This window comes from Bradyrhizobium sp. BLXBL-01 (genome assembly GCF_051853025.1).
In the GTDB taxonomy this organism is placed as follows: domain Bacteria; phylum Pseudomonadota; class Alphaproteobacteria; order Rhizobiales; family Xanthobacteraceae; genus Bradyrhizobium.
The window spans coordinates 1,609,571-1,625,087 of the sequence record NZ_CP182471.1; the positions used below are offsets into that span (position 1 = coordinate 1,609,571).

A 15,517-nucleotide genomic window follows, 5' to 3' on the forward strand; every position below is an offset into this window, starting at 1 on the left:
GTGCACGCCTGTCCCAAATAGCTGGCAGCAGGCGATGCACAGCCGACGTAAAACAAAATGAGAAGGACTGGTAAACGTTGGTATAGACGGTCGAACGTTTCGATATCGAAAGTTTACGTTAGTACTATGGAGCTTCGACGCCGATCCTCTAATCTTGACCGAACGTAAGTCGCCTCAGTCCGAGTATGACAAGTCTCTTGAGCCGCGCCGGAAATTCGTTCTCAGGAGACTAGACAATTCAAGCTAGAGCCGCCCGTGGAAGATTCCGAGCTTGAAACCCGTTGTTATCGGGCAAGCGAGTTCTATCACGGGGCTCCTATAGCGCGGACGCCGGACTCCTCGAAGTTGGGCTGCATGGATCAATATGTGTGGAATTATTGGCATTCTGGGACGTGGACCGGTCGTTGGGAAATTGGTCGCGTCGCTCAGGCGACTGGAATATCGTGGCTATGACTCAGCGGGTCTCGCGACTCTCGAAGGTCTCCGTATCGACCGCCGCCGCGCTCAAGGTAAGCTGAGAAACCTTGAGGAGCAGTTGCGCTATAGTCCCCCTGTAGGTCAAAGCGGCATCGGTCACACCCGCTGGGCGACTCATGGAAAGCCAACCGAGAGCAATGCTCATCCGCATGCGACGGAAAATGTCGCGGTCGTTCATAATGGGATCATTGAGAATTTCCGCGAGCTGCGAGCGGAGCTGGAACGAAATGGAGCCGAGTTTTACTCAGAGACGGACACCGAGGTTGTGGTGCATCTCGTCGAGTTCTACCTCAAAAACGGCTACTCACCGCAGGATGCGGTGGAGGCGTCGTTGCCGCGCTTGCGCGGTGCCTTCGCGTTGGCATTCCTTTTCAAGAACCACGACGATCTTTTGATCGGTGCGTGCAAGGGGTCGCCGCTTGCGATCGGACATGGGAACGGCGAAGTGTATCTAGGATCTGATGCGATCGCGCTCGCGCCTCTGACCAACACCATTACCTATCTTGAGGACGGTGACTGGGTCGTGCTTACGCGCGCGACGTGCGTGATCTATGGTGCAGACGGCTGTGTCGTCCGACGGGAAACATCAAAGTTTGCTGTCTCGTCTCTCCTTGCGGACAAGGCGAATTATCGCCACTTCATGGCTAAGGAAATCCACGAGCAGCCGACAGTGGTCGCCCAGACATTGGCGCATTATCTCGATGTGGCGGCCAAGCGGGTAGCGCTGCCGCTCGCATTGCCCTTCGACTTCAATTCCATTCAGCGCATTTCAATCACTGCGTGCGGCACGGCAAGCTACGCCGGGCAAATCGCCAAATACTGGTTCGAGCGGCTGGCGCGTTTGTCTGTCGAGATCGATGTAGCCTCTGAGTTTCGATATCGGGAGGCGCCTCTGCGCCGGGGCGATCTCGCGATCGTCATCTCGCAATCGGGCGAGACGGCCGACACACTAGCTGCGCTGCGATACGCCAAGGACCAGGGCCTGCATACGATATCTGTAGTTAATGTCCCGACGTCGACGATTGCGCGCGAGAGCGAATCCGTTCTGCCGACGCTGGCGGGGCCGGAGATCGGCGTCGCTTCCACCAAGGCATTCATCTGCCAGCTGATGGTACTGGCGGTGCTTGCCATCGCAGCAGGGAGAGAGCGAGGTAAGCTGTCTGAAATCGATGAATTGAAGCTCGTGCAAGAGCTCATCGAGGTGCCGCGGTTGGTCGCTGCGGCCTTGTTGGTCGAGCCGCAGATTGAGAAGCTCGCGCGCTGTATCGCCGGCGCGAGGGCGGCACTCTACCTCGGCCGTGGCACATCGGCTCCGCTGGCGTTGGAGGGCGCGCTCAAGCTGAAGGAAATTTCGTATATCCACTCAGAAGGTTATGCCGCCGGCGAGCTCAAGCACGGGCCGATCGCACTGGTCGATGAGGCTATGCCTGTGGTGGTGATCGCGCCTTACGACGGCGTTTTCGAGAAGACCATTTCGAACATGCAAGAAGTGGCGGCTCGCGGCGGCAAGATCATCCTGATCACCGATGCGAGGGGCGCTTCGGAAGCGACGGTGGACACGCTCGTGACCATCGTTCTGCCAACAATGGTCGCAAGCTTTACGCCGATGGTCTATGCCATTCCGGTCCAGCTTTTGGCTTACCATACCGGCCTCGTAAGCGGCGCGGACGTGGATCAGCCGCGCAATCTCGCGAAATCCGTCACTGTGGAATGAGGCTGCAGTGTTGCTATCGAAGCGTCAGGTTTCGGTGCCGACGCGTTCGGCTTGTCTCCTTTCCTCGGTTTGTGGGTCATGGATCTCGACGAGTTCCTGATCCGGAGTCGCTGGTAGATGCCGTGGGGTTTCGCTACCTCGAGCGATACTACCGTCAGCTCGCCTCGGGTAGTAGGATCGGCCACCCTCGCGGCGGCTCGGGGTGCCTGTCGGCTTGCAATGTGCTGGTGAAGCCGTTCAGGAGCCATTTGCAATCCGCCTCAGGATGCCAGGAGTTCCACCCTTGTTGCCCTGATGATGCTCCAAACCGTATGCTGGGATTGGACGGGTCGCGATGCAGTTGTCATGAAGCGCGCGCTCTACAATGCCCTTCTGCCCAGTATCGCGATCGATGCAATGGATAAAATTGGCATCGGCAGTGAATCGTGGATCGACCGTTCCCAACGGAGGAGGATCCTCGCACTGCTCGCTTCTCATCCAACCTAGTGAATGGCAATGCGCAAGCGCGCCGCCGTTCCATTAGAAGCAGGCCCTCTGTCAGCTAACGTGAGGGCGGCCGGCAGCATCACGTCAGATTTTGGTAAGCCTGAGTCCCTATCTGCGCCGCAGGGCCTAGCAAGCCTGAACCAGACGTGGAAATTCATGTCCGACCGGAGCACCAATTGCATGTATAATCGGATCAATGGCTCGTCCTATTTCACATCCTCTCCCCTTGACGAAGCTGATGAGCAAAACGACGCAGACAGTTTCGCGGATGCGTTTCGGCAGCTGCGTTTAGCCCCGTCAAACTCCAGCGGCACTTCGTCTTCGACAACACGGCCCTATTGGCTTGAGTCAAGCCCGCCTATCGTAGAGCTCGATAAGCGGTCGTTCAGAATGGCAGCACAGGGCTATCACAGCGACGAAATCAGGAAAATCGCCGATAACCCGCACGAGTATTCGGACTTCGTCTCTCAGAAAGCGGCGCGAACTGCAGAGGTCGCAGAGGAGTATGGAACAACTCGAGATTCCAATAACGCGCGATACTTCAGCTATCAATTAGGAGACAAGAGTGTCGGCCTTCTACGAATGGAAGGGGGCGACAGCATGACGAATTTCGACGTCGAAAAGTGGCAGGAGCTGTTTCCCGGCCGACCTGGGACGACCGCTACTGTAGATCTTCAGGTCGTTCATCCGCTTGTCGAGAACGCTGGCGATATTCTGCTCGAGCATCAAATTGGAATCGCCGGTGAACGGCCACTGCTGAATTTGCGTCCGGCTAATCCGGAGGCAAGAGCCCGTGCTGCAAAGATGGGGTTCGTCGAGGTTGACGCCGATAACATGGTTCTCGACCCGGTGAAGTCAGACAAGTGGCTGAGGAATGATGACGGCAAGTGGCAGCGAGAAGGCACCGCTTCGCGGTATCTTCGCAAAGCGGACGACAGCCAAGACCGTAAAATCGAGATGCCAGCGAGTGCTCCAACATACGATTACGAGGATGATTTCATGTAACCATGAATCACCGGGCATTTGGCCCGAAGTGATCTAGTCTGCTCCGCACTCCTCTGCGCCGGCGCCGTTTAGCTCAGAGAGTCTTGTTTGGCTCAGAATGCTCTCTCCTCAGTTCTCCTTGGCTGAGCAGTTGCTGATTGTTCGCGCCCGCGAAATAGGGCCTATTGAACAAGCCTATTGCAGAGAATGCTCGCCTGCGGCGACGACCTGTTCTGCCCCCCCCCCCCGCCAAACCGGGGGGGCGGGACGTGTGGCGCCGAGCACGTTGGACGGCTTGGACCACAAGTCGTCCGGCGATGAAGGTTGCGAACAAATAATGGCGTGGACGCCTGACGAGAGTCGGTCGCAACAATGTACAGCGAAGCTGCGCCCAATGGTCAACCCGGGCCCGTAAGCGTCAACGGACGTAACGATCCGGTGAGCACGAGGGTCGTGCAGAACACTCTCACCAGAAAAGCGGTGCGCAAGACGTGAGGGCTACGGGCGAAGCTCCATTTTTGTCGTCACCGCGGTGGGGCCCAGCATAGCCAATCTCGTGCGTTCCGGGCGCACTCGGACAACGCCGCTCTGCAATGGAATAAATAACCTCGCTCCAGATGGAGCTAAGAAGTGCTTAGGCGCAACGGCGGCTCTGGGCAGCATTACCATGAGCGTAGGCGTGGAATGAGTCCGTGCCAGCGTCTTTCGCAGGATAGTCTGTTCTGCAGCCGCCCAAATCCGTAAAGCCTGGAGGCGGAAGAAATTGCTAGCCGCTAGCATATTTGAGGTAAGCCGGGGTTTGGACTGAGAATACCTTGCCAGCTGACTTGATTGTTGCCCACGAGCTTTTAGATCGGGCATGAACTCAAGCTGCAGGTTGGAATCAGATGTCGCCTCGGGCGCTATATGCCTTCAGTGCGTTGTCGAGGCACTTAAGTAACTCTTGTCCGCCAAATGGTTTGGCGAGGAAGCCAATTGCGCCCGCCTCCAGGGCTGACGTGCGCACACGCTCGCTGGGGAACGCTGTAATGAAAATGAAAGGTGCTTCGTAGCCACGCGTCCGCATTTGCGCCAGTAGCTCCAGCCCGCTCATAGCCGACATCTGCACATCGGTAATGACACAGGATATCTCGTTCAACTGCGGCGACCGCAGGAGCGCCTCGGCCGACGCAAATATCTGCACGACGTAGCCACGCGATTTCAAGAGGTTCCCTGTCGCCGCGCGGACTGAGGCGTCGTCGTCAACGACGGAGATCAAAGGCGTGGACAAGATGAGCCCTCCTGACGCAGGAACAGTGGCTGCCAAAGCGTTAGCCACCTTCGGCGAACATGGGCTGGAGCGATGAAACTGTAAAATCATACTTGCGTTTGTTCAGGACGATTCGCACGAAGTCCCAGCGTCTCGCTCATTCTGATCAGCTCGGCCAGCGACCGGGCACGCATCTTTTTCATGACGTGACCCCGGTAGATCTTGACGGTAATTTCGGCGAGCCCAAGTTCGGCGGCTACCTGCTTGTTCATCAGGCCGGCCGTGACCAGTTTCATCACGGCCTGCTCTCGCGGACTTAAGGTCTCAAATAGAGACTGCAGGTTCGCGACGGTTCGCTGAGCTTCCCGTCTTTTGCGATCGCGTTCGGTCGCCGCAACGACGGCATCAAGCAATTCCTGATCGCGGAACGGCTTGCTGAGAAAATCGACCGCACCTCCCTTCATGGCCCTGACGGTCATGGGAATATCGCCGTGACCGGTGATGAAAATGATCGGGATGTGTATGTTCAACCTGGCCAGCTCGGTCTGGTAGTCAAGGCCGCTCAGGCCTGGCAGCCGGACATCAAGAACGAGACAGCTTGTGACGTCCGGAATTGTGCTCTGCAGCATCTCCCGGGCCGATCCGAACGCAACGACCTCCAATCCTACCTGGCGAAAAAGGTTAGTAAGCGAGCGGCGCACGGAGATGTCATCCTCAACGACAAAGACGATCGCCTTCGTCGAGGCCTCGGCATTGCTACTCTCACCTAGCGAGTCAAATGGTCCTGTCACTGGAGGGCCTCCTTATGCACGGGCAGGACAAACTGAAAGGTCGCGCCCGGTTCATCTTTATGAAGAAGCGACAGCCGCCCTCCGTGAGCTTCCACGATAGATCGGCAGATCGAAAGTCCCATTCCAAGGCCACTCGACTTCGTGGTGAAAAAGGGGTCCAACACGTGGTCAGCGTCCTTCTCAGCGATCCCGACGCCGCAATCGGCCACGGCAAGCTGCACGCGCCCCAGATCGTCCTTGGATGATTGAATCAGAAGTTCGCGCGGCCGGTCTGTAATTGCGTCCATCGCCTCGATTCCGTTCATTACCAGATTGATGATCACCTGTTGTAGCTGAATTCGATCACCGAGGATCCTGGGCAGCACGGTCGCCAACTCGGTTCGCAACGTCACCCGGTGGCTCACCAGCTCTCGTGTTACCAGCGCGATGGCGTCCCTTACCACATCATTAATGCCGAGCGGCACCATCTCAATCTCGCCTTTCTTCGCGAGTGCGCGAACACTCCGGATCACCTCGCTTGCCCGGATCGCATCTTCGATGATCCATTCCACTGAAGAGCGCGCTTCGGCAAGATCAGGAGTTTCGCGAGCCATCCAGCCGAGGCACGCATCGGCGTTAGTGAGAATAGCGGCGAGTGGCTGGTTTATTTCGTGGGCGATGGAGGTTGTCAGTTCTCCTAACGTCGTTACACGCGTCACATGTGCAAGCTCCGCCTGTGCCTTTCTCAGGTCTTGTTCGGCCTGATCGGCGCGAATGATGGCTGTGATGTCAGTGCTGACGCCACGGTAGCCGAGAAAATTACCGTTTCCGTCGAAGAAAGGCTTGCCACTGGTGCGGACGTAGATCGGAGATCCCATGCGATTCACGGTACGGTAGACGAGATCCCGAAACGGCTGTCGCGCCTGCAACGTCGCCCGATGCTGCCGCCACTTTTCGGGCTCGTCTTCGACGTCGCACGCAATCTCCCAGCGAAGCAGGTCCATCAATCCTGTGGCCAAAATTCCTGCAGTGCTGGTGTGCTCGGATAAGCGGGAGACCCGATGATCTGGACCGGTCTCCCAGAGCCAGTCGGAAGCTGTCTCGGCGTAGTCGCGAAAGCGCTGTTCGCTTTCGCGCAGCGCGACAAGTGTGTTTTCCAGGCGTTCCCTAGCTGCGTGTTGATCGGTGACATCCATATGGGTTCCGATCAGCTCGCTGACCTTACCATCGCTAGCGGCGACAACATGCGCAACGGAGTGTATGCGCCTTGTCCTGCCATCTGGCAGAAGAATACGGAAATCATATTCGAACCGCTCCTGCTCCTTTTCTCTCGCCTGGCGCTGCACCTCCTGTAACCGTGGCAAGTCTTCCGGATGGATGCGCGAGCGAATGATCTCTATCGATACCGGCTCTTGTGGTTCAAAGCCGAACAATCGATCAACTTCCGCGGACCGATAAACGAAATCCAGCCCGTGGACGTCCCAGGACCAGCTGCCTGTGTGGGTGAGATGCTGGGCCTCGGCCAGATAGGCCTCGCTGCGACGCAACTGCTGTTCTGCTCTCCTCGCTGCCGTAATATCGGTAGCTGCCCCAACAAACTCGATTTCACCAGAAGCGGCTCTCGTGAGCCGTGCCTTTGCACGGATGTGCTTCACAGAGCCGTCTGGCAGCAGCAATCGATACTCGTGCTCGAAACCGCTTAAGTCTCGCATCGCTGCATCGATAACCTCTTTAACCGAAGCCCTATCATCTGGGTGAGTGCGATCAACGACAAGCTGCGGCGAGGGGATCGTTTGAGGATCTAATTGGAAAATCCGAAAAGTTTCCTTTGACCAGAACGCCTCGCCAGTGGTGGCGTTCCAGCTGAAGCTGCCTGTATGACTCAACTCCTGCGCTTGAGCCAAATGCGCTTCGCTCCGCTGCAGGGCAAGTTCGGTCCGCTTTCGCTCTGTGACATCTTCGCAGGCGATAAGGACGATGGGCCGGTCGTCGGCCCAAAGCATGGCCTTGGCGTTTTCACGTACCCACAACACGGAGCCGTCCTTCCTGACTTTCTGGACGTCCCACGTGCGCGATTGTCCAATATCCTCAAGGCATGCCCGAATGCATTTGTGAACGAATGCGCGATCCTCCTCAAGAAATATGCCGAGCACGGAATGGCCGATCAGTTCTGAAGGAGCATAGCCGAGTTGTGTCGCGCCGAATGTATTGACGTTAAGGACAGTGCCGGCTTCATCCACCATGAAGTACATGGCCGGATTGTGCTCGAAGATTGCTCGCCACCGTTTTTCACGATCCTCCAAATCCGCCGCGCTACGCTGAAGCTTGACCGCAGCCACACGCGCAGCCTCTCTTTCCTGGCGGAGCTTTCCGATCAGGTACGTTCCTACGATTGAGACAACAAAGAATGCGACGACCACTGGAAGATCGCGGGGGTCATCGATTTGCAGGCTGAACGCCGGCGGCGCAAAGTAGTATGCGAGAGCAGCGATCGCCATGATGCAAAGCGCGGATGACGCGATGAAGCTGCCCATCAACGAAAATAGCAAGACTACTAACAAATAGGCGAACGCCGTCGCGGCGAAATGGGCATTAAGGTATACGCAACTTAGTGTAACAGCGGCTAGCGTTATGCCGCCGAAGGTCAACTGAGGGGCTGAACGTTTAAGACTGCTGATCTGGATAGACATTTTGAGACCGTCCGGCCTGTTCTCCGGCGGGAGAGCTATAGCATTTTAGGCAAAAATGGGGCGATCTTCGACGCTTTGGTCGAGCGTGTCCGAGATTGATCACCTGCTGCCGAACTCAGCACGTGCGGGGAAAAAACGCATTATAAACATGAGTATAGTTGTCCTAAACTTTCGATGAGGTGCCGCTGACGGGCAGCACTCGAAGCTGAAGCTTCTGCTTTCCGCCCCGGCCGATAGCCCTACGGCATTCGTTCGAGCCTGCCCCCAATGCGCCCTCCTTACGCGCCCGGAACGAGGACCGAGGATCTAGTTCAGCCGAGAGGTTGAAGCTAAACGATCAGGCGCGCCTCCGAACCGGCAAAGAACAGGAACAAGCGGCCGACCCCGGCACAGTCTGCGGAGGAAAGCGCAACCTTCACGTGCCGAGACAGGAACGAAAAGTTGCACGAGTGCTACGTGTGCGATTAGGCCATCGCGCCTAGCTGCGAAGGGGGCGTCTCCAATTGGTTTCGCTGTAATCGAGCGCCGACATGACACCGAACCGACGGTGCCGTGGGCGGCGCGCCGCAGTTCAAATGGAGCTAGCCTGGACCGCCAAAGAGGCGCCCTGAGGAAGCCGCTATTTCTTTGATCGCGTGCTTTTCAGGGGGAGCTGCCCGGCCGCGACGCGGGAGCAACAGCTGTGCGCTGGAGAGCGCAGGAGAAAGTGCCAGCTCGCCTTAAGTCGGCTTGCCGATTTGAGTCAATTCGTGTTCGGATGGTGGCGGTTGAGATTCGGGACCTACTTCATTGTGCTTGTAGGGTCGATAGTGGTCGAAGCTGTGGGCTGGTTGAGCCGAGCCTGCAGCGTCCCATGCTCTAGCTCGTCTTCCCACCAGGATACGAACACGGCCGCGATGCCATTGCCGATGATGTTGGTCAGGGCGCGCACCTCGCTCATGAACTTGTCGATCGAAAAAACGATTGCCATGCCCGGCACAAGCGCCGGGTTTACCACCGACAATGTCGCAGCGAGGGTGATGAAGCCAGCGCCGGTGACGCCGCTTGCTCCCTTCGACGTTAGCATAGCCACGAGCAAGATCGTGAGCTGCTGGTTAAAGGAGAGATCCACCCCGAGTGCCTGGGCAATGAACAATGTTGCAAGTGTCATATAGATGTTAGTGCCGTCGAGGTTGAAGGAATAGCCAGTTGGCACCACCAGTCCGACGACCGTCTTCGAGCAGCCCAGCCGCTCGAGCTTCTCCATCAATTGCGGCAGCGCGCTTTCGGAGGACGAAGTACCGAGCACGATCAGAATCTCGTCTTTGATATAGACTAGGAACTTGAAAATTGAAAAGCCGACGAGGCGCGCGATCAGGCCGAGCACCACCACAACAAACAGCGCGGCTGTTAAGTAAAAAAGCGCGATCAGACCGATTAAATTACCGAGTGCTGCCGGCCCAAACTTGCCGACCGTGAACGCCATGGCGCCGAAGGCGCCGACCGGGGCCGCTTTCATTACAATAGCGATTACGCCGAACACTGCGTGCGCGACGTCGTCAATCATGCCGCGCAGCCGCTCCCCACGCTTTCCCAGAGCCATCAAAGAAAAGCCGAAAAGGATCGCGAACAGGAGAACCTGCAGAACATCCCCGCGAGCGAAGGCGCCGACCACGCTATCGGGAATGATGTTGAGAAAAAAGTCGACGGTCTTCGAAGCTTCCGCCTGCTTGACGTAATTGGCGACCGCCGCAGCATCCGGCTTGACCGCAAGGCCATGGCCGATTTGGACGAGATTGCCCATAACAAGGCCCAACAGCAAGGCAAAGCTGGACACGATCTCGAAATAGAACAGCGCCTTGACGCCGACGCACCCAACTTTCTTCGCATCCTGAATATGCGCAATACCAGATGTGACGGTGCAGAAGATAATCGGCGCGATCACCATCTTGATGAGCTTGATGAACCCGTCACCGAGAGCCTTGATCCAGTCGTTGGTGGCTAGAGATGGCCAGAGGCAGCCGACTACGGCGCCCATAAAGATCGCGATCAGCACCTGAACGTAGAGTATCTTATACCAAACTTGCGACGCGCGTGCAGGCGCCGCAGTTGCCATGGTGGTCATGACGCTTCCTTCCCGAATATACTCGAATGTGAGCCGCCGCGCTTCAGAGGCGGCAGCGTCATACGAGACTCATCATTTTAGCCGTGTCCGATTGAAGACGGTTCCGGGAGCCGGCGCGTCATTCCAAAGGCAGGCGTGTAGTTACGTTGTCCATTCTCGTTAAGCAAGATATGCACCAGATGCCTAAACTGCGGCCGATTTGATCAGTCGTGGACAAGTCGTCTGCCTGGGCGGCATTGGCTGAGTCGAGCGCGGACCGCATTCGCAAGGTCGAACAAATAATTGCAGCGTAGCGCGCATCGGCGGAGTTACGTCTCGACTGGGAGCCTTAGCGTGCTCGATATGCACACAGTGCTGAGATCGATGCAACAACCCGGGGCATCCGTAAAATCGATAGTTTGGATTGCACACATTTGCCGGATGGAAGCGCGGCTTGGGGAACAAGATTGTTCGTAAAAGCCTTTGATGGATGAACTGCGTTGTGGGTGGCGGCAAAGCTCGGTGCGCACGGGGCGTTTGTCTCCAGGCCTGTGCTGACGATCCGCATTGGCCAGGGCGGTCACGAGGACGTCTCGCTCGCGGCCCCTCGCGCCTTTTGCGCCGTCGCAGAAGCAGCCTTACAACGAGTTCTCAGCTAACGCGTTCGTGTTCCTGACAAACGGCGGGCTTCCTGCGGTCCGCTCCACTGCCGGCGCGGTGAGCCGTCGACCAATTACACAGGCATCTCTTCGGCCGACAAATTCTAACGCTTCGTTGCAGGGCCGTCGCTGTCTGCTCGGGAACAAAGATGCCGAAAACCTGACAGAGTGTTAGGTCCCCTCCAAAGTGACGTCGCCGTCCACGCGAATGTCTCTCGCATTCATAGAGCTGCCACTGTTCGCACCCGGCACAGGAATTGCTGATGACAAATGAGAAGTTGCCGCCGTCATATGAACCGAAGCGGACCTGCCACTGGAGTTGTCGATGAGACTTGCGATGCTGCTCTTGCTCGCACAAACGAAGCGCGTGAATTTGGCGGCCGCCACGAGCTGCGGCGCGACCAACTGGCGATTCGCGCCACCTCGCCGCGTGAGCCGCACGTGCAGGCCATCACTCTCACGATACGTCGGCCCGCGCTCCCTGGCGGGCTGACGCAGATGGATGTGGTTTGGGCAGAGATTTCGCAATCCCTTGCGCTCACGATTGAGCTCGCCAGTGTGACGACCGCAATCCTTCTCTTGATTAGCGTGCCCCTCGCTTGGTGGCTAGCGCGCTCAAAGACCTTTGCGAGCGAGGCGGTGGCCACGATGATCGTCCTGCCGCTGGTGCTGCCGCCAACGGCTCTCGGCTTTTGCGTCCTCGTTTTGCTCGGCCCCCACGGACCGGGTGGCGTTCTCGCCTCTTTCTGGGGCGAGCGCACGCTTGCCTTTACCTTCGCCGGAATCGTGGTCGGATCGGTCCTCTCGGCGCTGCCGTTGGTCGTGCAGCCGATCCGTAACGCCTTTGTTGCGATAGGCGATCTCCCCTTGGAAACGACCGGGCGCGTTCCGCCGTTCTATGCCTTCATTGCCATCACCGCGCCACTGGCGCGACTGGAATTCATTAAAGCCGCCGTGGTTGGCTTTTCTCATACGATCGGCACATTCGGCGTCGTCATGATGATCGGCGGCAATATTCCTGGGCGCACCAAGGTGTTGTCGGCCTACGTCGTAGACTTCGTCCAAGCGTCGCGCTGGCGTGAGGCAAGTTTGGTTGCGGGCGGTATGGTGATGTTCGCCTTTGCGACAATCTTCACTTTGGCGCTCATCGACAGACACTGTGCCAGGAGGGGCACCGAATCGTCTTAGCGCTGCCGTCCGACATATCCGATAATGCCGGGCAGCAGTCTAGCAAACTGCGCCCAGTCAACCTTCCGAGGGTACAATGAACAAGCTTGCTATCGCCACGGCAGCTGCTGGATTCGCTTTCAATTCGGTGCACTCCGCGCCTCTGCCCGAAGCAGCGGCCGATGAGCTAGACGTTTCTCAGCAGCGCCTTGCCAAGCTAGACGACTTCTTCGCTCGTGAGATCGCAAGTAAACGTGTGCCAGGCGCGGTGGTTGCAATCGCAAGAGACGGAAAGTTGATTCACTACAAAGCGTACGGCCAACTCGACCCCGCAAAAGGAAGGCCGATGCGGCTCGATGCGATCTTCGCGCTTGCTTCTATGACCAAACCGATGGTGGCCGTTGCGGGGCTCATCCTCATGGAGCAAGGTCGCCTGCCTCTACAAGCCAAGCTTACGGATTACTACCCGGAATTCGCAAACATGAAGGTGGCAGTGCCGCAGCATGACGGCTCATTAGAATTGCGAACACAGAGTTCTGCGATCTACATCCACGATCTTTATCGTCACACATCCGGACTCACCTACGGTGCGCCCGGCAGCTCAGACCAAGTGGCGCGTCTCTATCCCGGTTTCGCCGATCCGCCCCTAAGGGGCGATAAGCAGGCTTTCATCGAATCGATTACCAAGCTGCCGCTAGCGCACCAACCGGGGACTGAATTCGAATACGGCTTCTCGACCGATGTGCTGGGAGCTGTCATTGAACAGGTCAGCGAACACCGATTGGGCGACTATCTCACCCGCAACCTATGGAAGCCCATCAAAATGCGAGATGCCACTTTCCATTTGTCGGAATGGCAACGCGAGCGCCTCGCGCGTCCATTTTCGGAGGACCCCCTGACGGGAAAGCCGCAAGAAATCGAACTCCTCGAAAGCCAGACGAAGTTTGACTGCGGGGGAGCCTGCGCATTTGCGACAGTGGGTGACTACGTGCGCTTTGGACAAATGCTGCTCAATGGCGGGGAGCTGGACGGGCAGCGAATTCTTGGTCCGAGGACGGTGGGCCACATGATCTCCAACCACCTTGGGCCAGAGATCAAAAATAAAGTCGCCAATGTTGAGCCGCATCGTGCCGGCTTCGGCTTCGGGCTTGGAGTGGCTGTACGGCTAACCGGGGGGCTCTCAGCGGTTCCGGGCAATCCAGGAGAGTTCACCTGGACCGGCGCCTACGGCACACAATTCTTCTGCGACCCAAAAGAGCGTCTGGTCGTGGTGGTCGGAACGGCAGCGCCCGGGGAAATCCGGAAGTACTACCGCGAACAAGTCCAGTATATCGTCTATGCCGCGATAATCCGATGACTTTCCGCCAAAAGGCTTGATGATCCGTTTTGGGTAGTAGGTAGACAGTGTTGCTAGTACGGATGGATGTCGACTGAGTTTTGCCGTTGCCATCTATCCGTGTCGGATTGATTGGACCAATGCTTCAAGACGCGATCGCCTTCCGAAGAAGCCCTCGCAAGCCGGTGAGTGTCGCGATGCGCCCAGACGTCGCGCCTTTCCAACGATTGGCTTGCGTGATGAACGCTTCTTGATCATAACTTTATCTCTTGCCTACATCGCCGTAGCGATGACGTGCGACCAGCCGCTATTACCAAAGTCAGATCGAATCGAGCCAGACCCTAAAGCAACGTCAGCGGGGCGCATCGCAGCTCGGTCCATTGCCGCCTCTCTTCCTCGCTCGACGGCCGCTTTTGGACAGGCTGCCTGTGCAGTCGCGATCATGAGAGCTTGAACGCCTCGTTGGTCAGTAATCGGCAAGCCTGATTGGGGGCGTGCAGTGCCGTGCCCGTCAACTGCACCAATTCTATTCGACAATCAGGCTGATGAGTGTAGCGATTGTAGGATAGTCTCCGTGCAGAGGTGAGCCATCGTACTGATTTGTTCATGTGCTCACATCTCCGAAACTGAACACCATTAGCATGACAGATCCATGGCAAAGCTACTGGTGGGTGGCTGGGTTCACAATTTAGCAAATCTCAGTGGTCGGTTGATGTCTTAAGTGTTTCGCTTCGCTGGCCTGGTTCTTGCTAAACCGTCAGCAATTCGTAACGGCCACGACTACTCACTTGGAAGGTTTCATGGATGATGCAACGGAAACGTTCTACAGCGTGATCAGACGCCAGGGTATCACGCGTCGTAATTTCCATAAATTCTGTAGTGTGACGGCCGCGAGCTTGGGGCTTGGTTCGCTCACCCCAAGCAGTATTGCCCACGCCCTGGAAACCAAACCGCGTGTGCCCGTCATCTGGTTGCACGGGCTCGAGTGTACCTGTTGCTCGGAAAGCTTTATCCGCTCGGCCCATCCCTTGATTAAAGACGCGCTGCTGTCGATGATTTCGCTCGACTACGACGATACGCTCATGGCGGCGGCTGGACACCAGGCTGAGGCCATCCTGGAAGAAACTCGTGCCAAGTACAAAGGCCGGTATGTGCTCGCAGTCGAAGGCAATCCGCCGTTGAAGGAGGGGGGCATGTTCTGCATTGACGGCGGCAAACCGTTCGTTGAAAAGCTCAGGTGGATGGCGGAAGGGGCCATGGCGATCATCGCTTGGGGCACGTGTGCGTCCTGGGGCTGCGTGCAAGCGGCCAAGCCCAATCCGACTGGCGCGGCGGCGATCGATAAGGTGATCACCGACAAGCCGATCATCAAGGTGCCTGGGTGCCCTCCTATCGCAGAGATCATGAGTGGTCTCGTGACTTTCATAGTCACGTTCGGAAAACTTCCGGAGCTCGATCGCCTAGGACGTCCAAGTATGTTTTACTCCGAGCGCATTCACGACAAGTGCTATCGGCGTTCCCATTTCGATGCTGGCCAATTCGTCGAAGAGTGGGACGATACGTACGCCCGCAAGGGCTATTGCTTGTACAAGATGGGTTGCAAGGGGCCAACCACCTACAATGCCTGTTCGGCCGTTCGGTGGAACGGTGGCGTCTCATTTCCTGTTCAATCCGGTCACGGCTGCCTCGGTTGTTCTGAGGACAGCTTCTGGGACAAAGGGTCATTTTACGACCGACTCACAACCATCAAGCAGTTCGGCATCGAGGAGAACGCCGACAAGATCGGCATGGCCGCTGCCGGGGTGGTCGGGCTAACGGTCGCTGCTCATGCGGCGGTCACCGCCGTGAAGCGGTTAACCCACAAGCCGGATCGCGCGGCCGATAAAGGCGAACCGAGTTGAG

Annotated in this window: 9 protein-coding genes; 5 read left to right on the plus strand and 4 right to left on the minus strand. The window is 57.3% G+C overall.

What is annotated here, in order from left to right:
* Positions 1-364: 364 nt before the first annotated feature.
* Both glmS and ACNJYA_RS07585 read left to right on the plus strand, forming a co-directional pair.
* Positions 365-2,191, plus strand: a complete 1,827-nt coding sequence (glmS, locus tag ACNJYA_RS07580) for a glutamine--fructose-6-phosphate transaminase (isomerizing) (protein WP_439402327.1) — start codon at positions 365-367, stop codon at positions 2,189-2,191.
* 495 nt (positions 2,192-2,686) lie between these two features.
* Positions 2,687-3,682 carry an Effector protein NopP gene (locus ACNJYA_RS07585; RefSeq protein WP_439402328.1) on the plus strand — a complete coding sequence of 332 codons (996 nt, stop codon included), beginning with the start codon at positions 2,687-2,689 and terminating at the stop codon, positions 3,680-3,682.
* An 862-nt stretch (positions 3,683-4,544) separates the two neighbouring features.
* On the opposite strand, the gene ACNJYA_RS07590 is transcribed toward ACNJYA_RS07585, so the two are convergent.
* From ACNJYA_RS07590 to dctA, 4 genes are all read right to left on the minus strand, one after another.
* The gene (locus tag ACNJYA_RS07590) at positions 4,545-4,931 is read right to left on the minus strand and encodes a response regulator transcription factor (protein ID WP_439402329.1); all 387 of its coding nucleotides are present in this window, start codon (positions 4,929-4,931) and stop codon (positions 4,545-4,547) included.
* An 86-nt stretch (positions 4,932-5,017) separates the two neighbouring features.
* Positions 5,018-5,701, minus strand: coding sequence for a response regulator transcription factor (locus ACNJYA_RS07595; protein WP_439365810.1), 684 nt, complete (start codon positions 5,699-5,701; stop codon positions 5,018-5,020).
* On the minus strand, positions 5,698-8,370 hold the full coding sequence (locus ACNJYA_RS07600; protein WP_439402330.1) for a PAS domain S-box protein: 2,673 nt from the start codon (positions 8,368-8,370) through the stop codon (positions 5,698-5,700). Before ACNJYA_RS07600 ends, ACNJYA_RS07595 begins: the two co-directional genes overlap by 4 nt.
* A gap of 781 nt (positions 8,371-9,151) precedes the next feature.
* Positions 9,152-10,474: a C4-dicarboxylate transporter DctA gene (gene dctA, locus ACNJYA_RS07605; RefSeq protein WP_439365812.1), complete on the minus strand. Its 1,323-nt coding sequence runs from the start codon at positions 10,472-10,474 to the stop codon at positions 9,152-9,154.
* 1,136 nt (positions 10,475-11,610) lie between these two features.
* On the opposite strand from dctA, the gene ACNJYA_RS07610 reads away from it, so the two are divergent.
* The 3 genes from ACNJYA_RS07610 (at position 11,611) to ACNJYA_RS07620 (ending at position 15,516) form a co-directional block, all read left to right on the plus strand.
* Positions 11,611-12,300, plus strand: coding sequence for a molybdate ABC transporter permease subunit (locus ACNJYA_RS07610; RefSeq protein WP_439403391.1), 690 nt, complete (start codon positions 11,611-11,613; stop codon positions 12,298-12,300).
* Between the two features lie 76 nt (positions 12,301-12,376).
* Entirely contained in the window at positions 12,377-13,636 is a 1,260-nt protein-coding gene (locus tag ACNJYA_RS07615) for a serine hydrolase domain-containing protein (RefSeq protein ID WP_439402331.1), read from the plus strand.
* Positions 13,637-14,415: 779 nt separating this feature from the next.
* Positions 14,416-15,516 (plus strand): hydrogenase small subunit, encoded by a 1,101-nt coding sequence (locus ACNJYA_RS07620; RefSeq protein ID WP_439402332.1) that lies wholly within the window; start codon positions 14,416-14,418, stop codon positions 15,514-15,516.
* Position 15,517: the final 1 nt, after the last annotated feature.